General features: G+C 54.5%; 19 protein-coding genes. 16 read left to right on the plus strand and 3 right to left on the minus strand.

Annotated features, from left to right (window positions below; genetic code table 11):
- The first annotated feature begins 44 nt into the window (after positions 1-44).
- The 5 genes from pheS (at position 45) to M2Q46_RS03070 (ending at position 5,246) form a co-directional block, all read left to right on the plus strand.
- Positions 45-1,067 (plus strand): phenylalanine--tRNA ligase subunit alpha, encoded by a 1,023-nt coding sequence (gene pheS, locus M2Q46_RS03050; RefSeq protein ID WP_009454388.1) that lies wholly within the window; start codon positions 45-47, stop codon positions 1,065-1,067.
- Positions 1,068-1,144: 77 nt separating this feature from the next.
- A complete protein-coding gene (gene pheT, locus M2Q46_RS03055; protein ID WP_302356761.1) occupies positions 1,145-3,550 on the plus strand; it encodes a phenylalanine--tRNA ligase subunit beta in 2,406 nt (801 codons plus the stop codon).
- 9 nt (positions 3,551-3,559) lie between these two features.
- Positions 3,560-3,883: an integration host factor subunit alpha gene (locus M2Q46_RS03060; protein WP_009454385.1), complete on the plus strand. Its 324-nt coding sequence runs from the start codon at positions 3,560-3,562 to the stop codon at positions 3,881-3,883.
- Positions 3,884-3,960: 77 nt separating this feature from the next.
- Positions 3,961-4,365 (plus strand): MerR family transcriptional regulator, encoded by a 405-nt coding sequence (locus M2Q46_RS03065; protein WP_003800357.1) that lies wholly within the window; start codon positions 3,961-3,963, stop codon positions 4,363-4,365.
- Between the two features lie 68 nt (positions 4,366-4,433).
- Entirely contained in the window at positions 4,434-5,246 is an 813-nt protein-coding gene (locus tag M2Q46_RS03070) for a ferritin-like domain-containing protein (RefSeq protein ID WP_302356764.1), read from the plus strand.
- Here M2Q46_RS03070 and M2Q46_RS03075 read toward each other — a convergent pair.
- Positions 5,221-6,933 (minus strand): anti-sigma factor, encoded by a 1,713-nt coding sequence (locus M2Q46_RS03075; protein WP_302356766.1) that lies wholly within the window; start codon positions 6,931-6,933, stop codon positions 5,221-5,223. The genes M2Q46_RS03070 and M2Q46_RS03075 overlap by 26 nt on opposite strands.
- Positions 6,934-7,002: 69 nt before the next feature.
- On the opposite strand from M2Q46_RS03075, the gene M2Q46_RS03080 reads away from it, so the two are divergent.
- The 9 genes from M2Q46_RS03080 to sufT all read left to right on the plus strand — a co-directional run bounded on the left by M2Q46_RS03080 (position 7,003) and on the right by sufT (position 15,569).
- Positions 7,003-7,245 carry a hypothetical protein gene (locus M2Q46_RS03080; protein ID WP_302356767.1) on the plus strand — a complete coding sequence of 81 codons (243 nt, stop codon included), beginning with the start codon at positions 7,003-7,005 and terminating at the stop codon, positions 7,243-7,245.
- 163 nt (positions 7,246-7,408) lie between these two features.
- Complete coding sequence (locus tag M2Q46_RS03085; protein ID WP_302356770.1) at positions 7,409-9,199, plus strand: ABC transporter ATP-binding protein/permease; 1,791 nt, start codon at positions 7,409-7,411, stop codon at positions 9,197-9,199.
- Positions 9,200-9,259: 60 nt separating this feature from the next.
- The gene (locus M2Q46_RS03090) at positions 9,260-9,754 is read left to right on the plus strand and encodes an SUF system Fe-S cluster assembly regulator (protein ID WP_003800349.1); all 495 of its coding nucleotides are present in this window, start codon (positions 9,260-9,262) and stop codon (positions 9,752-9,754) included.
- Complete coding sequence (gene sufB / locus M2Q46_RS03095) at positions 9,751-11,199, plus strand: Fe-S cluster assembly protein SufB (protein WP_009454374.1); 1,449 nt, start codon at positions 9,751-9,753, stop codon at positions 11,197-11,199. Before M2Q46_RS03090 ends, sufB begins: the two co-directional genes overlap by 4 nt.
- A gap of 13 nt (positions 11,200-11,212) precedes the next feature.
- Complete coding sequence (sufC, locus tag M2Q46_RS03100; RefSeq protein ID WP_009454372.1) at positions 11,213-11,992, plus strand: Fe-S cluster assembly ATPase SufC; 780 nt, start codon at positions 11,213-11,215, stop codon at positions 11,990-11,992.
- Positions 11,989-13,296: a Fe-S cluster assembly protein SufD gene (gene sufD, locus M2Q46_RS03105; RefSeq protein ID WP_302356772.1), complete on the plus strand. Its 1,308-nt coding sequence runs from the start codon at positions 11,989-11,991 to the stop codon at positions 13,294-13,296. The genes sufC and sufD overlap by 4 nt, the downstream gene beginning before the upstream one ends.
- The gene (locus M2Q46_RS03110; protein ID WP_035267652.1) at positions 13,293-14,540 is read left to right on the plus strand and encodes a cysteine desulfurase; all 1,248 of its coding nucleotides are present in this window, start codon (positions 13,293-13,295) and stop codon (positions 14,538-14,540) included. The genes sufD and M2Q46_RS03110 overlap by 4 nt, the downstream gene beginning before the upstream one ends.
- Positions 14,541-14,993, plus strand: coding sequence for a Fe-S cluster assembly sulfur transfer protein SufU (gene sufU / locus M2Q46_RS03115; RefSeq protein ID WP_009454366.1), 453 nt, complete (start codon positions 14,541-14,543; stop codon positions 14,991-14,993).
- Positions 14,994-15,008: 15 nt separating this feature from the next.
- A complete protein-coding gene (gene sufT, locus M2Q46_RS03120) occupies positions 15,009-15,569 on the plus strand; it encodes a putative Fe-S cluster assembly protein SufT (protein ID WP_026482664.1) in 561 nt (186 codons plus the stop codon).
- 665 nt (positions 15,570-16,234) lie between these two features.
- Here the strand turns inward: sufT and M2Q46_RS03125 are convergent.
- Positions 16,235-16,726: a helix-turn-helix transcriptional regulator gene (locus M2Q46_RS03125; RefSeq protein WP_302356773.1), complete on the minus strand. Its 492-nt coding sequence runs from the start codon at positions 16,724-16,726 to the stop codon at positions 16,235-16,237.
- A 450-nt stretch (positions 16,727-17,176) separates the two neighbouring features.
- On the opposite strand from M2Q46_RS03125, the gene M2Q46_RS03130 reads away from it, so the two are divergent.
- Entirely contained in the window at positions 17,177-17,908 is a 732-nt protein-coding gene (locus tag M2Q46_RS03130) for a winged helix-turn-helix domain-containing protein (RefSeq protein WP_302356774.1), read from the plus strand.
- Between the two features lie 171 nt (positions 17,909-18,079).
- Here the strand turns inward: M2Q46_RS03130 and M2Q46_RS03135 are convergent, their stop codons facing one another.
- On the minus strand, positions 18,080-18,511 hold the full coding sequence (locus M2Q46_RS03135; RefSeq protein ID WP_080747924.1) for a helix-turn-helix domain-containing protein: 432 nt from the start codon (positions 18,509-18,511) through the stop codon (positions 18,080-18,082).
- Between the two features lie 547 nt (positions 18,512-19,058).
- Between M2Q46_RS03135 and M2Q46_RS03140 the strand changes: the two genes are divergently transcribed.
- On the plus strand, positions 19,059-20,327 hold the full coding sequence (locus M2Q46_RS03140) for a TolC family protein (RefSeq protein WP_170978542.1): 1,269 nt from the start codon (positions 19,059-19,061) through the stop codon (positions 20,325-20,327).
- Positions 20,328-20,381 lie beyond the last annotated feature (54 nt).

Genomic DNA, 20,381 nt, shown 5'->3' on the forward strand with positions numbered 1-20,381 from the left:
ACGGGGCCTTTGGGGCTCCGTTTGTTTTTGGAAAGTAACACGCCATGACTTCCTCCCACGACGATCTGATTGCCCAGGCTCGGGCCTTATTTGAGCAGTCTCAGGACGCCGCTTCGCTGGAAAACGCTAAAGCTCGATTTTTGGGCAAACAAGGTGCCATCACTGCCTTGATGAAAGGCCTTGCCCAGATGGAGCCGGAGCAGAAAAAAGCAGCCGGTGCCAGCATCAACGTGCTCAAGCGCGAAATTGAAGATCTGCTGAACGATCGTCGTGCTGCCCTGGCGGCAGAACAATTGAACCAGCGACTGGCTCAAGAACAAATTGATGTGACGTTGCCCGGCCGTGGTCGTGGCACCGGTGGTATCCACCCGGTGATCCAGACCTGGCAGCGTGTTGAAGCCATTTTCCGCTCTATCGGTTTCGATGTGGCTGACGGCCCTGAAATCGAAAATGACTGGACAAATTTTACCGCTCTGAACAATCCAGAGAATCATCCGGCTCGTTCGATGCAAGACACGTTCTATATCGATATGAACGACGAGCAGGGTTTGCCCTATTTGCTGCGCACGCACACCAGTCCCATGCAGGTGCGTTATGCACGCATGAACAAGGCCCCTATCAAGGTTATTGCTCCCGGCCGCACCTATCGTGTCGATAGTGATGCCACCCACTCGCCCATGTTCCACCAGGTGGAAGGGCTGTGGATTGCCGAGGATATTTCCTTTGCCGATCTGAAAGGCGTTTACACGAACTTTCTGCGCGCCTTCTTTGAAAGCGACGATCTGGTCGTGCGCTTTCGACCTTCTTTCTTCCCCTTTACCGAGCCATCCGCCGAGATTGACATGATGTTCTCCTCCGGCCCCAACAAGGGCCGTTGGCTGGAGATCTCCGGCTCCGGGCAGGTTCACCCGCAAGTGGTGCGCAATTTCGGTTTGGACCCAGAGCGTTACATCGGTTTCGCCTTTGGTTCCGGACTGGAGCGCCTGACTATGTTGCGCTATGGTGTTAACGATTTGCGCCAGTTCTTTGAAGGCGATCTGCGCTTTCTGAAGCAGTTCAATCGTTGATTCCTACTTCGCGCCGCTGGGCCTTTTAGGCCCGGTCGGTTCCGGTATACGCCGTTTTACGTCTCCATCTTTGCATCATGTTATTTTCCGAATCGTGGCTGCGCCGCTTTGTGAATCCCAAACTGGGAACTGAAGAACTGGGTCATCAACTGACGATGGCTGGCCTGGAGGTTGAAGAAATTCAAGCTGCTGCGCCTGCTTTTGAGCATGTTGTCGTTGGCTTCATCGCTGAAATTGCCCCCCATCCCGACGCTGACCGCCTGCGCGTTTGCCAGGTCGATGACGGCTCGGGCAAGCTGCTGCAGATTGTGTGCGGTGCGCCCAATGCGGCTCAAGGCATCAAGATCCCGGTCGCCCGTGTTGGTGCAGAGCTGCCCGGTGGCATGAAAATCGGCCCGGTCAAAATGCGTGGCGTGGAGTCCGCCGGCATGTTGTGCTCGGGTCGCGAGTTGGGTCTGTCGCAAGATCACGATGGTTTGCTGGTGCTGGATGCTGATGCACCCGTGGGCCAGAGCCTGCGCGAACTGCTGGATCTGGACGACCAGATTATCGAATTGAAATTGACGCCTAACCGGGCGGACTGCCTGTCCGTGCTGGGCGTGGCACGCGAAGTAGCCGCCCTGACTGGCGAACCACTGACACTGCCAGACTTCACACCTGTTCCTGTCACGATTGAAGATCGCGTTTCCGTTACCGTGAAAGACGCTGATCTGTGCGGCCGTTTTGCCGGCCGTGTGATTCGTGGCGTCAATGCGCGTGCAAAAACCCCGGACTGGATGAAAACCCGTCTGGAGCGCAGCGGCCAGCGTTCGATCTCTGCTTTGGTGGACATCTCCAATTACGTCATGCTGGAACTGGGCCGTCCTACGCACGTGTTCGATTTGCAGCACGTACAGTCTGGTCTGGAAGTGCGTTGGGCACGTAAAGGCGAGACGCTGGAGCTGCTGAGCGGTTTGAATGTCGAGCTGGATACCGATGTGGGTGTGATTGCGGTTAACGATGTGCCGCAAAGCATGGCCGGTATCATGGGCGGCGAACAAAGCGCTGTCACACTGGATACGACGGATGTGTATCTGGAAGGCGCTTTCTGGTGGCCAGAAGCCATCATGGGCCGTGCCCGTCGCTACAAGTTTTCTTCCGACGCCAGCCACCGTTTCGAGCGTGGCGTGGACTTCGACTCCATTACCCAGCATCTGGAACGCACCACAGCGCTGATCCTGGAAATCTGCGGCGGCCAAGCGGGTCCTATGGATGACCAGGTTGTGGCCTTGCCCGAGCGCAAGCCCGTTGCCATGCGCCTGGATCGTTGCCGCCGTGTTCTGGGTATTCCTCTGGATCAAAAGCAGGTGGAGAGCATCTTCACCTTGCTGGGCCTGGACTTCTCGGTGGCTGACGAAGTCTTTACGGTCAATCCTCCCAGCTTCCGTTTCGATTTGACGATTGAAGAAGACCTGATCGAGGAAGTTGCCCGTATCTACGGTTTTGAAAATATTCCTGATCTGCCTCCGGTCGCTGCTGCACAAATGCGTGTGCCAGTCGAGTCCTTGCGTGGCCCGCACGCCTTGCGTGCTGTATTGGCCGCCCAGGACTATCAGGAGGTGATCAATTTCTCCTTTGTGCAAGAGTCCTGGGAAAAAGACATCAACGGACAGGCTGACCCTATCCGTTTGCTGAACCCCATTGCCAGCCAGTTGGCGGTGATGCGTACCAGCCTGATTCCTGGTCTGCTGGCCAATATTGAACGCAACGCCAACCGCCGTCAGTCGCGCGTGCGTGTGTTCGAGTTTGGCCGCGTCTTCATGCGCGATGCCTCTCAAGAAAATGGTCCGTTGACCGTGGCCGGTATCCATCAGCCCAACCGCATTGCGGCCGCAGCCTGGGGCCCTGTTGTGACTGAGCAGTGGGGACAGCCCGATCGTCTTGTCGACTTCTTTGACGTCAAGCGCGATCTGGAAACCTTGCTGGGCCAACGTGCTGCTCAAGTCCGTTTCGAGCCTGAATCTCACCCGGCCTTGCACCCAGGCCGTAGCGCCAGTGTGAAACTGGATGGTAAAACCATAGGCTGGATCGGTGAAGTCCATCCTCAGTGGTTGAGCGAATTTGGCTTGAATCAAGCGCCGGTCGTTTTTGAGGTGGACGTTGATGCCATCTCTCACGACGAAGTCGTACACGCTCAGGAAGTATCCAAGCAACCCGTTGTGCAACGAGATCTAGCGGTTTGGCTGGATAAGGACGTATCCTATCAAGCTGTGCTGGATACACTGAACCAGGTGCGTAGCACGGCAGCGCAAGCGGCTATCGTCAAAGATATTCAGTTGTTTGACGTCTGGCGCGACAAGAACGATGCATCGGAAAAGAGTCTGGCGATTCGATTCTGGCTGCAAGACAGCGCAAGCACGCTGGACGATGAACGCGTCGAGCAATGCCTGGAAGCATTGTTGGCGGCACTGGTGTCTGCGCATGGCGCACGGGCACGAGCATAAGGAGACACAATGAACGTAGAGCGTACTCTGACCAAGGCAGATCTGGCTGAACTCTTGTTTGAACGTGTTGGCTTGAATAAACGCGAAGCCAAAGATATTGTGGATACTTTCTTTGCAGAGATCCGCGATTCCCTGGCCGATGGTGTCGAGGTCAAGTTGTCCGGTTTTGGTAATTTCCAGGTTCGGGACAAACCCCCGCGTCCTGGTCGCAACCCCAAAACGGGCGAAGTCATCCCGATTTCGGCGCGACGCGTGGTGACATTCCACGCCAGTCAGAAGCTCAAAAGTGTAGTCGAAGGGGCGCCAGTGGCGCCCGAGGATGACCAGGACTGAAGCCTGGTACGTTTGCGTACAGTTTTGCCTGACTGAACGTGTAAAATCACTCCTATTGTCGATGAGCATCAGTGGCCATGAGCACAAACGAAAAGACGGCGACCTTGCCACCTATCCCTGCCAAGCGGTATTTCACCATCGGTGAAGTCAGTGAGCTTTGCTTGGTCAAGCCCCACGTCCTGCGTTATTGGGAGCAGGAGTTTACGCAGTTAAAGCCCGTCAAGCGACGCGGTAACCGACGTTATTACCAGCACCATGAGGTGCTGCTGATACGCCGGATTCGCGGTTTGCTGTACGACGAAGGCTTTACGATCAGTGGTGCGCGCAATCGTCTGGGCGATGGTCCGGATATGCCTTTTGACCAGGAAGCCGCTGTGCGTCTGACCGGTCAGGAGATGCAGGCCTTGCGCACCAACTTGGGTCAGATCCAGGCAATGCTGGATCAAGCCTTGGCAATGACGGATCCTGGCTCGGCTCAGTAATCCGGGGTTGCTAAGCAGGAACGAAGGTCGGCCTTGGTGCCGGCCTTTTTTCATGGAAGGGATTAGCAGTGAACTTACGTAGTCAGGCTCTACAGGCCTTGTTAGTACAAGAGCCGGCTGCCAAGCTGGCAGCAGTACGAGCAATTGCCCATGGCTTGCCCGTAGGGGCAGATGAACATTTGGAAGAGCCGCCCGGCGTACCGGGACGGCCCGAGGGTTTGCGTTTTGTGAGCCCTCAGCATGTGCCCAAGCGGTCCGTGCGTACGCCCCAGGGGCGAGCAGCCTTATTGCATTCCTTGGCTCATATTGAGTTCAATGCCATCAATCTGGCCTTGGATGTGTTGTGGCGTTATCCCGGTTTGCCCGACGCATTCTATGCAGGCTGGTTACAGGTGGCGGTGGAGGAGGCTTTGCACTTTGAGCTGCTGAGCGATCATCTTCAAACGCTGGGTGTCCGCTATGGGGATTTGCCTGTCCATGACGGCTTGTGGGAGATGGCAGAGCGAACACGCTTTGATCTGCTGGCGCGTATGGCTTTGGTGCCGCGTACTCTGGAAGCACGGGGGCTGGATGCCTGCCCCCTGGTGCATAAGAAGTTGCTGGATGCTGGTGATGAAAAAGCCGCCGCGATTATTGCCATCATCTTGCGCGATGAGGTCGGGCATGTAGCGTTGGGAAATTACTGGTATCGCAAAGTCTGCCAGGAACAAGGCTTGCCTGATTTTGCTACGTATGGCGAGTTGGCGCTGCGCTATCGCGCACCGCGTTTGCGTGGCCCCTTTAATCGCGAAGCCCGCCTGGAGGCGGGCTTCACTGCCGAGGAAATCGACGAGCTGGAGCGGCTGGATGCCGCTTTTAAGAGCGGGTTGCCGACGAGCTAGCTTCCGTGTTGGGCTTGGGCAGGTTATCCAGCTGCCCAAAGCTCACAATGCGACCAATGTACAGAACGGGGCCTTCCGGTGCACCACTATTGGAGCCGCCTTCGGTTTCCAGCGTCATCTCAAATATCTGCTCATCTTCCACGGTGCCGATCAAAGCCGCGGGTACGGTGATGGGGCGATTAGGATCAATCAAACCCAATGAACGAATTTGCGTGCCGCGTGGTGTGTGTGTCCACAGCTGTACTGACTGCGTTGCTTTGACTTCGGTACTGACCTTGGGCACCAGCAGTACATTGCCTTGTGGGTCTACCGTCGCAATCCAGGCCGGAGTAGAGGATTGGCCAGGGGCCTGCAGGATGGCTGCCTGACGTGGCTTCATCTCAATGACGTTGACAGGTGGTTCCGAGTTCATGTTCATGAGCAGGGCAATCACCAGGCCCAGAATCACGACCGCAGCCAAGCCGCCCCACAAAACAGGCATGGGCATGGCAAAGCCACGGGACTTGCGTTCGCTATCGACAGGTTCGGGTTTGCGTTTTTTCTCTACCGGGACTGACTCAGGCTCGCTTTTGATGGGCTTTTTCTTGTCGGCGACCTTGGCTGGTGCTGTGGGCGCTGCTTCGGCTGTGACAGCAGCTGCTTTGGTGGCTGGGTCGGACTCTGCACGCAGCAAGGTGGGGAAGGGCGGTGTGTGATCGTCAGCCTTGTCGTTCGAACTGTTGACGGACCAGCGAGGCTCAGTGCGAGTGGCAGCTTCCGCTTTAGTGTCTTGGTCTGCCGAAGTACTGGTCTTGATACTGGGTTCCTGGCGCTCCGCTTTGTTAACTGGAGCGCTTGTGCTGGCGTTGCCAGTGCTTGCCGATTTGGGGGCTTCAGCAGCCGGACTGCTTGTGTTCCCAGCCTGACGACGTGCAGCTGGCGGAGGCAAGCCCAGGGTATGGTGAATATGAGCCAGGCTGGTGGGGGCAGGCACTGTTGGGGTCAGGCAGTCCACCAGCTCCAGCCACGCTTGCTCCCAAGCCAATGCCAGACGCGCTGCCTGATCATTTTGCTGCATCAGGGTGTGGGCTTGGACCAGTTCATGCTGGCTGAGTAGCCCCAAGGTATATTCGCCAATCATCACTGCATGGCGTGGATCGTTGGCGTTGCCTTCATTGATCAGGGGAGTGAGCTGTTGCAAGCCATGTTGGACCACAGCGCGCAATTGTGCGGGGGAGCGGTTCAGCTGAGGGCCCAACTGTTCGTAACTATTGCCGTGCAGGTAGGCATGGATCATGGCGCGTTGGCTGGTGCCATCCAGCTTGCCCATGGCAGGGATGAAACGCTGGCCGGCTTGCGGCTTGATGGCAGGCAGGGCGTAATTGCTATCGCCGCTTTGCGCGCGTTGACGCAGGCGAGCCAGTAGCCTGAACCGCAGAATGCTGTAAATCCAGGCGCGCCCTTCGCCTAAATCGGGGTCATAGCCGGCAGCGTTCTTCCATAACAAAACAAAGCTATCGCGCAGAACCTCTTCGGCATCAATGCGGCGGCCCAATACGGCCTGGCCCAAAGCCAGCATCAAGGGGGCTTCCTGGTCGTACAGCACATCCAGCGCCTGGCTGTCCTGTGCGGCTAACTGGTCCAGGGAAGAAGAATACGAAAAAGAAGAAGACGGCATGGATGGATTTTGCACGGTAAAGGGATTCATGAGCCAGATGTCTGGTATCAGGCGCTATTTTTACTGTGTCTGCGCCAGTTTCAGACAAGCAGGTATTGTATGCCTTTCGTTGAAGGCTTGAAGGTAACAAAGTGCTGGATTGCCAGCATTTTCTTTGCAGTGACAAGCCGTGAATTTCCCGATTTTCAGCACTGGATACTTGCTGGTCAGGTCCCTTATTCGTGTGACTGTGGTTTGCAGGTCAATAATCTGCCAAACAAGCACGCCGACGGCAGGGTCTTGGCAGGGATAAGCAGCTCAAAAGGCTATACTTATTCGTTATGTACTGCCTGGCAGTTTTGATGATTTCCCAGGCGTAGAACCTCATTTCTGTATTCGCATCAAGGACATGGCAGGGCCTGCCTGCCAGTGGAAAGCATAGTCTGCTTGTCCTGCCTTGATTCCAGCGTTGTGCTGCAACTTATTTTTAAGCTGTCCGCGGTTTTTCGGCTTTGTGCTGTTGAACATGGACCTATTGCGTGTGCCTCCTCGTCCTGAAGTGCTTGATGGTGTCTCCGGTGGTCTGAGCACCCTGAAATCCTTATTTCCTTACGTTTGGCGATTCAAGACTCGCGTGGTCTTGGCTTTGTCCTGTTTGTTGCTGGCAAAAGTCGCCACCGTGATGATGCCGATCTACCTGAAGCAGGTAATCGATGCGTTGAGTCTGCCCGCTACGGCTTTGATGCTGCCGGTGGCCGCCTTGTTGGGATATGGAGCCGTACGTCTGGCCTCCAGCGCTTTTGGTGAAATACGGGATGCCCTGTTTGCGCGAGTCACGCAAGGGTCGGTGCGGCTGATTGCGAACCACGTCTTTCGGCACCTGCTGGATCTGTCCTTGCGCTTTCATACTGAACGCCAGACAGGTGGCTTGAGCCGGGATATTGAACGGGGCACCAAAGGCGTCAGCTTTCTGCTGAATTTCCTGGTCTTCAATATTTTGCCAACCTTGCTGGAAATAGCTCTGGTCTGTGGCATCTTGCTCTGGCGATACGACTGGGCCTTCGCGGCGGTGACCTTGGGGACGATTGCGGCCTATATTGTGTTCACCTTGCTGGTGACTGAGCGGCGCATGCGTTATCGGCGAGCCATGAACGACTTGGACAGTCGTGCCAACTCTCGCGCGATTGATGCCTTGCTCAATTACGAGACAGTCAAATACTTCGGTAACGAGGATTACGAGATCAATCGCTACGATCAGAATATGGGCCAGTGGGTCCAGGCTGCCGTGCGTAATCAGGTATCGCTGAACCTGCTCAATATTGGTCAGGCCTCGATTATCAGTGTTGGGGTGACGGCCTTGCTGTTCATGTCGGCGCAAGGTGTGCTGGCCGGAACCATGACGGTGGGTGACGTTGTGCTGGTGTCTGCCTTCCTGACTCAGCTTTATGCGCCTTTGAACTTTCTGGGTTTTGTTTACCGCGAAATCAAGAATTCACTGGCTGATATGGAGCGCCTGTTCTCCTTGTTGCGTCGCAAGCAAGAGGTGAAAGATGCGCCGGATGCCCAGGTCTTGTCCTGTGAGCAGGCGGGTGTGCGTTTCGAGAACGTCAGCTTTGCCTATGACAGCCGTCGCAAAGTCATTCAAAACCTGAGTTTCGAGATCCCCGCCGGCAAGACGGTAGCGGTGGTGGGTTCTTCGGGCGCAGGTAAATCCACCTTGTCGCGTCTTTTGTTTCGTTTCTACGATGTGACGGAAGGCCGCATCCTGTTCAATGAGCGCGAGCTGCGCGAATGGACGCAAGAGAGCTTGCGCCGTCATATCGGTATCGTTCCCCAGGATACGGTCCTGTTCAACGATACGATTTTGCACAATATTGCGTATGGCCGTCCTGAGGCCAGTAAAGAGCAGATCGTGGCAGCAGCACGGGCCGCCAGTATCCACGACTTCATCGAAAGCCTGCCCGATGGTTACGAGACCATCGTGGGTGAACGTGGCTTGAAGTTGTCCGGGGGCGAAAAGCAGCGCGTGGCCATTGCCCGCACCTTGCTGAAGAACCCACCGGTGCTGATTCTGGACGAAGCCACCAGTGCGCTGGACACGCGCACGGAACGGGCGATTCAGGCGGAGTTGAACGAGATTGCCCGCGACCGCACCACCTTGATCATTGCTCACCGTCTTTCCACGATTACGGACGCGGATTTGATTCTGGTTCTGGAGCGCGGACAGATCGTGGAGCAGGGCACGCACAGCGAGCTTTTAGCCCTGGATGGCGCCTATGCCCGGATGTGGAATATCCAGCAAAGTCTGGAGGGATAATTTGACCATATAGTACCAAAGCGGTACTATATGGCTCTACGACCTGTTCAGAGAGAAGGAATGCTGCGAATCAGTAAAATCATTGATTACGGCACTTTGGTGCTGACACACATGGCTGGCGATCCAGACCGTGTGTTCAGTGCGTCTGACTTGGCCGCCATCCTGGGTTTGGGCCAACCGACTGTCAGCAAGGTGCTTAAACTGCTGGGCCAGCACGAGCTGGTCATCAGCAGCCGAGGCGCACGCGGAGGGTATGTGTTGGGCCGCCCCGCCAAACAGATAAGTGTAGCGCAGATTATTGATGCACTGGAAGATCAGCCCTTTGGCTTGACTGAATGTGTAGCTACTCCTGGAGCCTGTTCCGTGGAGTCAGATTGCCATATACGCAGTAATTGGCAGCGTATCAACGATATTGTCCGACGCACCTTGGAAGAGGTCAGTGTTGCAGACATGATACGCGTGCCCGTTAACGAATTTCCCCTGACACACAAGCCGGGTCCCGAATTGAAAAACAGAAACAAGGCGAACACCTCCAACGTGGAGTTAACCGAATGAGTACCGTCAACGAACATCTGGACACCTTCCTCGATCGTGATTACGAGGCAGGCTTTGTCACCGACATCGAGTCTGAAACCATACCGAAAGGTCTGAACGAAGACGTCATCCGTTTCCTGTCCGCGAAAAAACGCGAACCGGAGTTCATGCTGGAATGGCGCCTGGCTGCTTACCGCCAGTGGCTGACCATGAAGTATCCCAAGTGGTCGATTGTGGAATATCCACCTATCGACTTCCAGGACATCAGCTACTACTCCGCGCCCAAGAGCAAGGCCGACGGCCCCAAGAGCCTGGACGAGGTGGATCCTGAATTGCTGCGCACCTATGAAAAACTGGGTGTGCCTTTGCACGAGCGCGCGCGTCTGGCCGGTGTGGCGGTTGACGCCGTGTTTGACTCGGTCTCGGTGGCCACCACCTTCCGCAAAGAGTTGGAAGAAGTGGGCGTGATCTTCTGTTCCTTTTCCGAGGCCGTGCGTGAATATCCGGAACTGGTGAAAAAGTATCTGGGTACGGTTGTCCCTCCTAGCGACAACTTCTACGCCGCCCTGAACTCGGCCGTGTTCTCCGATGGCTCCTTTGTGTTCATCCCCAAAGGCGTACGCTGTCCGATGGAGCTGTCCACCTACTTCCGCATCAATGCCCGCGACACAGGTCAGTTCGAGCGCACCTTGATTATTGCGGAAGAGGGCGCTTCGGTCAGCTATCTGGAAGGCTGTACGGCGCCGATGCGCGATGAAAACCAGTTGCACGCAGCGGTCGTGGAACTGGTCGCCTTGGACGACGCCAAGATCAAGTACTCCACCGTGCAAAACTGGTACCCCGGCGATAAAGACGGCGTAGGCGGTATTTACAACTTCGTCACCAAGCGTGGCGAATGCCGTGGCGCACGTTCGCACATCTCCTGGACGCAGGTTGAAACCGGCTCGGCCATCACCTGGAAATACCCCAGCGTGGTGCTGCGCGGCGATGATTCCCAAGGCGAGTTCTACTCGGTCGCCCTGAGCAACCACCGCCAGCAAGCCGATACCGGCACCAAAATGATTCATATGGGTCGCAATACCCGCAGCACGATTATCTCCAAGGGGATTTCGGCGGGCCAAGGTATCAATACCTATCGCGGCCTGGTTCGTATTACCCCCAAGGCAGAAAACGCCCGCAATTACACCCAGTGTGATTCGCTGCTGATCGGCAAGCGCTGTGCTGCACATACCTTCCCAACCATGGAAGTGCAGAACCCCAGCGCCAGTGTGGAACATGAAGCAACCGCTTCGCGCATTGGCGAGGACCAGCTCTTTTACGCCATGCAGCGCGGCCTGACTGCCGAAGATGCCGTCTCCATGATCGTGAACGGCTTTTGTAAAGAAGTGATTAAAGAATTGCCCATGGAGTTTGCGGTCGAAGCACAGAATTTGCTCGGCGTCAGCTTGGAAGGCAGTGTAGGTTAAGGAGAATAATGAAATGCTGACGATTAAAGATTTGCGCGCTTCGGTTGAAGATAAACCTATCCTTAAAGGTCTGAACCTGGAAATCAAACCCGGTGAAGTCCACGCCATCATGGGCCCGAACGGCTCGGGCAAGAGCACCTTGTCCCAGGTTCTGGCCGGTCGTGAAGACTACACCGTGGAAGGCGGTTCGGTTGACTGGCTGGGTCAAGATCTGCTGGAAATGAAGATTGAAGACCGCGCCCGTTCCGGTCTGTTCCTGGCATTCCAGTACCCCATCGAAATTCCCGGTGTGTCCAACGCCTACTTCCTGCGTGCTTCCGTGAACGCCGTGCGCCGTCATCAGGGCTTGCCTGAGCTGGACGCCATGGACTTCCTCAAGCGTGTCAAAGAGGAAATGAAGACGGTTGGCATGCGCGAAGAGTTTCTGTACCGCTCCGTGAACGAAGGCTTTTCTGGCGGCGAAAAGAAACGCAACGAAGTTCTGCAAATGAGCCTGCTGGAACCCAAGCTGGCCATTCTGGACGAAACCGACTCCGGTCTGGATATTGACGCTTTGCGTGTGGTGGCTGACGGCGTGAACCGTCTGCGTTCCCCCGAGCGTTCCCTGCTGGTGATTACTCACTACCAACGTCTGCTGGACTACATCGTGCCTGACTTTGTGCACGTATTGGCCGGCGGCAAGATCATTCGTTCCGGTGGCCGTGAATTGGCTCTGGAACTGGAAGAGCGTGGCTACGGTTGGGTGCTGGAACAAGCAGCTGCCGAACAAAAAGCCAAGGGAGCTGCGGTATGAGTCTGCCGGATTGGGTCAACAGCTTTGCCGCTCAGGCTGCACAAGCGCCTGGAGCCGGCCTGCCATGGCTAAGCGCCGTGCGTCAGCGCGCGCTGGATCGTTTCGCACAAGAAGGCTGGCCAACTACGCGTATTGAAGCCTGGCATCACACTTCCTTGGCTTTGCTGGAACAGCAAAGCTTTGCTCCTCAGAAATCGGCTTCGGCCGCGGAATTGGTGGCGTCAGTGCGCCAGCAAGAAGACGGCTATTTCCTGGTCTTTGTGGATGGTCACTACGATGCGGCCTTGTCGCACCTGAACGAGTTGCCAGCAGGCGTGCGTTTGGCCTCGCTCAGTACCTGTCTGGAGCAAGATGCAGACTGGCTGCAGCAGGCTTACGGGGATGAGTCCCTGGGTGCTTCGACGGCTGCCTTGAACCTGGCTTTGGCCCAGGATGGTGCTGCCTTGTATATTGCCGCTGGCAAGCATCTGGAACAGCCTGTTCATCTGGTTTTTGTACGCACTCAAGGTGGCAGTGCCAGTTTTACGCGCAACCTGATTTCTTTGGAATCCGGTGCCAGTGCAACGGTGGTTGAGCACTACGTGGGTCAGGAAGGAACGGATGCTTCCTTGAGCAGCGCCGTGACTCGCCTGAACGTGGCTCCTGATGCCAACCTGACACACATGAAGTTGCAGCAAGAAGCCTTGCAAGACTTCCACCTGGCCGCAATCGATGTGCAGCAAGGTCGTGGTTCGGTATTCAATTCGCACTCTCTGTCTTTCGGTGCTCGTATAGCCCGTAACGATATTGCTACTGTTTTCAACGGCGAGCGCTGCGAAACCTTGTTCAATGGTTTGTATTTTGTGGACGGCCGCCGTCACGTGGACCACAACACCATCATTGATCACGCTCAGCCTAACTGCCAAAGCCGTGAGTTCTACCGTGGCATTTTGGCCGACACCGCCCGCGGCGTGTTCAGTGGTCGCGTATTGGTAGGAAAGGGCGCGGATGGTACGGATTCGGTACAGCGTTCGGACAGCTTGCTCTTGTCCAAGATGGCACGTGCAGACTCCCGCCCTGAGTTGGAAATCTACGCCGACGACGTCAAGTGTGCACACGGTGCCACTGTAGGTCAGCTGGATGCCGACAGCCTGTTCTACCTGCGCTCGCGTGGAATGACCATGGAAGATGCACGCAATATGCTGATTTACGCATTTGCCGCTCAGTCTCTGGAGCGCATTGCGTCCGAGAGTCTTCGTAGCCGTGCCACAGTCGGTATTAATGCTTTGTTGCCTGGCGGTCTTGCCCTTGGAGATCTTGCATGAATGCGCCTATGCCCGTAACTGCTGCTGGTTTGCTGAATCACCGCGAGGATTTTCCTATCCTGGCTCGCCCCATCCGGGGCCAACGCCTGTCCTATCTGGACAATGGCGCGACGACGCAAAAGCCGCGCTCGGTCATTGAAGCCGAGGCGCGATTCTATGAGCAGTCCAATGCCAACATCCACCGTGGTGTGCATTGGCTGTCTCAGCATGCTACTGAGCTGTACGATCAGGCCAGAAGTACAGTGCGGGCATTTCTGAATGCCGCGCGCGACGAAGAAATTGTATTTACGCGTGGCACCACAGAATCCATTAATTTGGTGGCCTATAGCTGGGGCATGGACAACCTGAAAGCAGGCGACGAGATTCTGCTGACCGGCCTGGAGCATCACTCCAATATCGTGCCTTGGCAATTGGTTGCCCAGCGTACCGGTGCCATTATTCGCGTGGTGCCTGTGCTGGATAATGGCGAGCTGGATCAGGAAGCTTTCAAGCAACTGCTCAACGAGAAAACCCGCCTGCTGGCGGTGGGCCATGTGTCCAATGCCTTGGGCACGATCAACCCCATCGCTGAAATGACCCGTCAGGCGCATGCCGTCGGTGCCAAGGTGCTGGTGGATGGAGCTCAGTCCGTTCCCCACGGTGTGGTGGACGTACAGGCTCTGGATGCTGATTTCTACACTTTCTCAGCACACAAGCTGTACGGCCCCACAGGTATGGGTGCCTTGTACGTGCGCTACGAGATTCTGGACAGCATGTCGCCCTGGATGGGGGGCGGTGATATGATCACCACGGTCAGTTTCGAGCAAAGTAATTACGCCCCTGTGCCACAGCGCTTTGAGGCAGGTACGCCCAATATCGCTGGTGCCATTACCATGGCTGCCGCTATCGATTATTTGATGGGTATAGGCATGCAGCGTATTGCCGACCATGAAGCGCTGTTGCTGGACTACGCCACCGAAGCCTTGCTGGCCATGCCTGGCATTCGCATTATTGGTACGGCCGCACACAAGGCAGGCATTGTGTCCTTCCTGGTCGACGGTATTCACCCGCACGATCTGGGCACCATTCTGGACATGGACGGCGTTGCTGTGCGTGCCGGTCACCACTGTGCCATGCCCTTGATGACGCGCTTTGGCATTCCAGGTACGGCTCGTGCCTCCTTTGCCTTGTACAACGATTACGCTGATATTGATGCTTTGCTGGGCAGCCTGCGCAAAGCTCAAAAACTATTTGGAGTTGGCTAAATGAGCCAGGATTTCAACGGGCTGCGCGAGCTCTACCAAGAGGTCATTTTTGATCACAACCGTAGCCCGCGTAACTTTGAAGTAATAGAAAACGCCAGCCATTTTGCCAATGGCCATAACCCTCTGTGTGGGGATCAACTGGCTGTGTACGCCGTGGTTGAAGACGGCATTGTGCAAAAAGTCAGCTTTGTGGGGCATGGCTGCGCTATTTCCAAGGCTTCGGCATCCTTGATGACCGAAGCCGTAAAAGGCCTGAGTCTGGCCGAGTTTGAGTCTCTATTTCAAGATATGCACGCCATGTTGACAGAGGCCCATCCCGATCGAGATCTGGGCAAGCTGGAAGTGTTATCTGGTGTGCGTGAATTCCCCGCACGGGTTAAATGTGCCACTCTGGCCTGGCATACCCTGCATAACGCCATCAATCAGGCCAAAGAAACCGCGCAAACCGAATAAAGGCGCAAACAAGCCATGAGCTACTTTGAACGACATGATGTGCTGGTCAGCCGGGATTGTCCGGCTGTCAGTATCCCTTACGGTGCTCCCGTTACGATCGAGGCGGGTTGTACAGCAACGATTACCCAGAAGCTGGGTGGCAGCTATACCGTGATGGTAGAGGGCAACCTGTACCGGATTGAAGGTGTCGATGCCGATGCGCTGGGTTTTGAGTCCCAGGACAAGCCCGAGGTTTTTGTACCCGAGCTGCCCCTGAGCGAAAAAACCATTGAAGACGCCGCCTGGATTGTGCTGGCGAGCGTTTATGATCCGGAGATTCCGGTTGATATCGTTAATCTGGGCTTGGTGTACGCTTGTCATGTGAACCAGACTGGTCCGGAAGCGTTCTCCATCACCATGGAAATGACGCTGACGGCCCCTGGTTGCGGTATGGGCACCATGATTGCCGATGAGGCCCGCTACAAGCTGGAGACTATCCAGGGCGTAGAGAAGGCCGTAGTGGATTTGGTTTGGGATCCACCGTGGAGCCGGGAACGTATGAGTGAATCAGCCCGCTTGCAACTAGGGATGCTGTAATAGAAAAAGCCTGCAGAACATGCAGGCTTTTTTGTGCCTGAAGAGCGGGGCGCAGCTTGAAAGGCGGGCTCAGGGCAGACGGCAGTTTGTTTGTGATGTTGTTGGCTGCTGAATAGGCCCCCCCCGGTTAAGGGGGCCTATACGCTGCGGCTAAGTATGTTTGGAGAGAGGCCCTGGCAAGCTTAAAACGCTCAAAAAAATGGCTCGATATCTACCCGATAGCTATAAATAAAAATAATAGCGAAAGCGTTTAAGAGGCGGTTTCCGTTAAGCCTTGTTTGTTCTTTTTTTATGGGCCAAAACCTGCATTGAATAAGCTGTCTTATGTCTTTATCAAGCCAGAGATTACAACTTTTCCTAGGGTTTTGCCTATCTCCAGCCAGAGAGTTTTGTATGAATTTCGCTGAGGTTCTTATCTTCAGGCCTGATTTCTTGATTCATACTTGAATGGTTCAAACTTATATGGCCAAGGGTTTAGGCAAAGCAGGGGAGAATAATGTTAGTTACAAATAGAACATAAAGATCTTTTTTGAGACAGTGCTGTTGCTGGTCGAGCAGATTAAACGCTCGCCAGCACAGGGAAGCTTAAGGCGTGATTAATGGAAACAGAATAGCCCTAGCTTCATCCAATTTATGATCAGGTGCCTTGTTTTGTACGTATAGGTTTACTGAGGGGCAAGACGCTCAATCAAACTGTCCAGGCTGGCGTCATCCATTTGACGACCTTGATGCAGATAGAACTCGTATACCAGGCGAATCGCCTGAGCCTCGGCACGAGAGCGCAGGCTGAGCTTTTGCTGCACAAATAACTGCCTGATCTTCAGGATGATTTCTTCCAACGAGTCCATGTCAGCCATGTTGGGCTTTGATTGAGCAAGAACCCGTTTATCAAGCTTTTCTTCCCCGCAGGCTAACCATTGAATAGGCAGCTTGGAGGCCTTGGCCAGCTTGATCAAAGCAAGACGAGAGGGCTCGGTTTTGCCTGATTGCCAGCCTTGCAGAATCAATAGGGACACACCCACTTTTTCAGCCAGTTTTTGTGGTCCGCCGGCCTGTTCGATCGCCAGCTTGATTCGCTCCGGGAAGTGTTGGAAACCTTCCTCCACGGCATTTTGACCGGCTTGGCTTAATCGCTTTACTGAGTGTTTGAAATACATTGCCACCTCCAGGGATTGCATGTTCTTGTCGTTATTGGTTATTTGGTCAAGATTGTGCTTGATGGTGCTATATACTTGTCTTATTATTCAATTTGAACAGAAAACCAAGTTAACTACACAAGAATTTGCATAAAAAATGTAAATGATGTGGTTTTCTTACTTTTGTTTTAAGAACTTGACTGTTTATGCAAGATTTTGTGTTTATGCTGGATGGACGGCATCACAGGAAGGATGCCCATCGGGCCCTGGAAGGACCCAGGAGCAGAAAGACAGAGTGGCCTTGCTAACAGATCGGCTGTAGGCGCACCAAGTCTTGGGTGAGTAAGAAACACAATAAAGACGATAGTGAGCGCCAGGCAAAGCCGCTTGAACGCGTGCAGGCCTACAAGGCAATGATAGCCACGGTTTTGGGGAGAGGGAGGCTTGGTACTGTTGAGAACAGAGAGAATCGTGCTGTTGTTCGATAACGGCGATCTGATACAAAAGCTGATCGATGATTTGGCCCTGTGGGGTATACCGGTGCAAGTGCTTCAAGCACACAGCGCGGTGTCATTTACGCGGGACGAACAGGCCGAGGCGGGCGAGCTGATCATGATGCATTCCCCGAATGAGGATCTGTTGGGTGATGTAGGTCGCTTGCGGGCTCAGTCTGCGGCAATGGGTCTGGTGGTTTTGCGTTTTGAAGGAACACTAACCCCCGAACATGGCAGCTTGCTATTGCTGGCTGGTGCCGATATCTGTTTTGACGAACGAACTCACAGTATGGAAGTGCTGGCTAGTATCCAAGCTCTGCGCAGACGGGAGCTGGCCTTGCGAGCTAAATATGCGGATGGAAAGGACAAAGCTTTCCCAACTGCCCCTACGGAAATCCGCCTGAATGGTGAAACTCGGGAGCCCTTGTTTGGCTGGGATTTGCTGGAGGACGGTTGGCGCTTGATGACGCCGCAGCGACATGCCATCACGCTGACAGGGGCGGAGCGACGAGTATTGCGTGTGTTGCTGGCCGAGAGTCCTGAACCCGTAGCCCGCGAAAAGCTGTTTAGTGACAAGGAAGGGGATCAACCACCTAGTCGCTACATAGATGTGGTAATTAGCCGTTTGAAACGTAAGGTCGCACAGCACGGCGAGCGTTTGCCGATTCGTTCTGTGTGGGGCGTGGGCTATGTGTTCTCAGCTCATTAGTCCACGCTTGGGTTTGTGATTCGTTAACTGGTTCTTATTGTTTTCAATAGGGCTGAGATTAATAACAGGTTGAGTTATCGCCAGGGAAAGGGGCTGCCTATGACTTTTGCATTTAAGCGAGGTCACATTGGATACAGCGCCCTTTCCTGATTTGACTATTGCGAGTGGCTTTTATCGAAACGAAGCCAGTTCAATCAGATTGTTCAAACTGGCTTCGTCCATTTGCTGCCCTTGGCGTAAGTAGAACTCATAGACCAGGCGGATGATACGTGCCTCGGCCTCCGGCTTCAGATTCACGCTTTGACCTTGGAATAATTGTTGAGTCTTGGCAATGATTTCTTCCAGGATATCCAGATCAACCAAGGTTGAAGAGGGTTCGGAAGGTGAGGGGTTACCTTCTCCCGAGGCCAGCCAACTGACAGACAGGTTGGTGGCTTGGGCCATTTTAACTAGGCTGGAACGGGATGGGTCGGAGTTCCCTGAGCGCCAGCTTCGCAGCACCGAAGTGGACATTCCCATTTTGTCCGCCAAGTTCTTGGCTCCGCCTGCACGGGCGATGGCTAGATTTATCCGGTCCGAGAAGTCTTTAAATTCATTTTCCATATGCTTGTGGTCTGGTCTGCCCAAAAGTTGTGGTGGTAAGGGGCCCCAACGGTTTTAATTTACAATCCTGCGTCTTTTTCTTCATGTTCTTGTCAATTATTTTCAATTTCGCCAAGTAATCGCTTGATAGCGACAAGATCTTGTCGTAATATTCTTCCTGAACAGAAAACTAACCGGAAATACGCTTTTTTACACAAAAACGCTAATTTCATGCGATAGCTTATTCTTTTGTCACAAAATCGATTCTCTCGATAAGAACGTGTTGTGCTGCGTCTGCTTCTTTGTGTGAGGCGTGTCGGAGGTAGCGCGCAATCCAGGTAAATGACAGTTTTGCATTGCTTGCTTTTTGGATAGGCAGGTGGCTTTTTTGCGCCCTGCGTTCGGTGATTCTACCTCTTGAGAGTGTGTTTGTGTTGAATGTGCGGCTTTTTGTCCCTGCGCTGAGGATACAAAAAGTCACTTGCTTGGGTGCCTTATGACTAGAACAAAAACAGTGGGGATCGTGTTGGCTATGGCTGTTCTTGCCACATCGAGCAAGGCACAAACGATGCTTGAACGGCTTCAGGAAAATTCAGTTCTGGAACAAGCCGATCATGACGCACCCTTGAGTATTCAGTACGTTGTCGACCGCGTCCTTGCGCGTCACCCCGGGCGGGAAAGTGCCATGGGTTACGAGGCAAGCGCACGCGAGATGATTGATGTTGCCAAGGCTCATTACTACCCGCAAGTTAGCGGAGGTGTTTCAAGTAGCTATGAAAAGTACCGTTCCGGTCGCTACGACGAAAAGGCCCTGCAAAGCCTGGACTTGAACGTACAACAGCTACTTTACGACTTCGGCAAAACCGCCAATTCAGTCAAAAAAGCCGAGTTCGGGGAACTGAAAGCCCAAGCCAGAACGGATTTGGTTGTCGAGCAATTGGTTCGCGAAGCGTCCAACGCGGTACTGGAAGCGGTGCGTTATCAGGGTTTTCTGGATCTGGCCCAAGCGCACGTCCAGGAAGTAGAGCAGCTAACCCGCTTGGTCGAGCAGCGCCACGAGAAAGGTGCCAGCAACCTGTCCGACGTTTTACAAGCGCGCTCCCGCCTGGATTCGGTCCAGGCGCTGGTATTGAACGTCGATGCAGAATATCGCAAATGGTTGCAGGAAATTGCACTACTTGCACAACTTCCTGACGTTAGCGCCGTGTCCTTGGCGCAGTTCCCTCTCGAGCTCAATCAAAGCTGCACGATCTCCCGCATTAACTGGGCGCGTGTTCCAGAAGTGGTGATGGTGGATATGGCTGCCGAAGAAGCGGTGGCTGATGTCGATCTGGCCAGTTCTGAAGAATGGCCAACCCTCTCTTTGCAAGCCAATGCCTCCCGCGCTTTGAACGCGACCCCGCTCTATGGCAGTCGTGTCGAGACCGGCATACGCCTGAATTTCTCCATGCCCTTTTATCAAGGGGGAGGCTTGTCGGCGCGTAAACGCGCAGCCTCGGGCGCCTTGCGCGCTGCCAGCGCTGAAAAGTCTCAAGTCCGCCTGCAGGTGGAGCAGCGCCTGGCCGATCAAGTCAATCGTTATCAAGGGCTGGAGCGTCGCAAGGCGCTGCTGGCCAATCGTGTCGTGAACATTAGCGGCACGAAAGATTTGTACAGAAAACAGTATTTGGATTTAGGAACGCGTTCACTGGTCGACTTATTGAATGCCGAACAGGAATACCACCAGGCCCGTGTCGAGGTGTTGAACAGTGAGTTGGATTTGAAAGCTTCGCAGATTGAATGCGCTTACTCCCAGGGGTTGTTGAGCGCTGGATTCAATGTGCCTGCCTTGAATTAACCGTTGTGAAGAGGGGCCTTGTGGCCATTTTTATTATTAAAAGGTTGGGCTATT

Origin of the sequence: Alcaligenes sp. YSL9, assembly GCF_030515105.1 — a bacterium.
In the GTDB taxonomy this organism is placed as follows: domain Bacteria; phylum Pseudomonadota; class Gammaproteobacteria; order Burkholderiales; family Burkholderiaceae_B; genus Alcaligenes; species Alcaligenes phenolicus.

What these genes read in the sequence shown, in the direction of transcription:
- M2Q46_RS03140 (WP_170978542.1), top strand. Translation starts at nt 19,059, where the DNA reads ATGCTTGAACGGCTTCAGGAAAATTCAGTTCTGGAACAAGCCGATCAT.
- M2Q46_RS03075 (WP_302356766.1), bottom strand. Translation starts at nt 6,933, where the DNA reads ATGAATCCCTTTACCGTGCAAAATCCATCCATGCCGTCTTCTTCTTTT.
- sufT (WP_026482664.1), top strand. Translation starts at nt 15,009, where the DNA reads ATGAGCTACTTTGAACGACATGATGTGCTGGTCAGCCGGGATTGTCCG.
- pheS (WP_009454388.1), top strand. Translation starts at nt 45, where the DNA reads ATGACTTCCTCCCACGACGATCTGATTGCCCAGGCTCGGGCCTTATTT.
- sufC (WP_009454372.1), top strand. Translation starts at nt 11,213, where the DNA reads ATGCTGACGATTAAAGATTTGCGCGCTTCGGTTGAAGATAAACCTATC.
- M2Q46_RS03110 (WP_035267652.1), top strand. Translation starts at nt 13,293, where the DNA reads ATGAATGCGCCTATGCCCGTAACTGCTGCTGGTTTGCTGAATCACCGC.
- M2Q46_RS03060 (WP_009454385.1), top strand. Translation starts at nt 3,560, where the DNA reads ATGAACGTAGAGCGTACTCTGACCAAGGCAGATCTGGCTGAACTCTTG.
- M2Q46_RS03065 (WP_003800357.1), top strand. Translation starts at nt 3,961, where the DNA reads ATGAGCACAAACGAAAAGACGGCGACCTTGCCACCTATCCCTGCCAAG.
- M2Q46_RS03080 (WP_302356767.1), top strand. Translation starts at nt 7,003, where the DNA reads ATGCCTTTCGTTGAAGGCTTGAAGGTAACAAAGTGCTGGATTGCCAGC.
- pheT (WP_302356761.1), top strand. Translation starts at nt 1,145, where the DNA reads ATGTTATTTTCCGAATCGTGGCTGCGCCGCTTTGTGAATCCCAAACTG.
- M2Q46_RS03135 (WP_080747924.1), bottom strand. Translation starts at nt 18,511, where the DNA reads ATGGAAAATGAATTTAAAGACTTCTCGGACCGGATAAATCTAGCCATC.
- sufU (WP_009454366.1), top strand. Translation starts at nt 14,541, where the DNA reads ATGAGCCAGGATTTCAACGGGCTGCGCGAGCTCTACCAAGAGGTCATT.
- M2Q46_RS03090 (WP_003800349.1), top strand. Translation starts at nt 9,260, where the DNA reads ATGCTGCGAATCAGTAAAATCATTGATTACGGCACTTTGGTGCTGACA.
- sufB (WP_009454374.1), top strand. Translation starts at nt 9,751, where the DNA reads ATGAGTACCGTCAACGAACATCTGGACACCTTCCTCGATCGTGATTAC.
- M2Q46_RS03085 (WP_302356770.1), top strand. Translation starts at nt 7,409, where the DNA reads ATGGACCTATTGCGTGTGCCTCCTCGTCCTGAAGTGCTTGATGGTGTC.
- sufD (WP_302356772.1), top strand. Translation starts at nt 11,989, where the DNA reads ATGAGTCTGCCGGATTGGGTCAACAGCTTTGCCGCTCAGGCTGCACAA.
- M2Q46_RS03125 (WP_302356773.1), bottom strand. Translation starts at nt 16,726, where the DNA reads ATGTATTTCAAACACTCAGTAAAGCGATTAAGCCAAGCCGGTCAAAAT.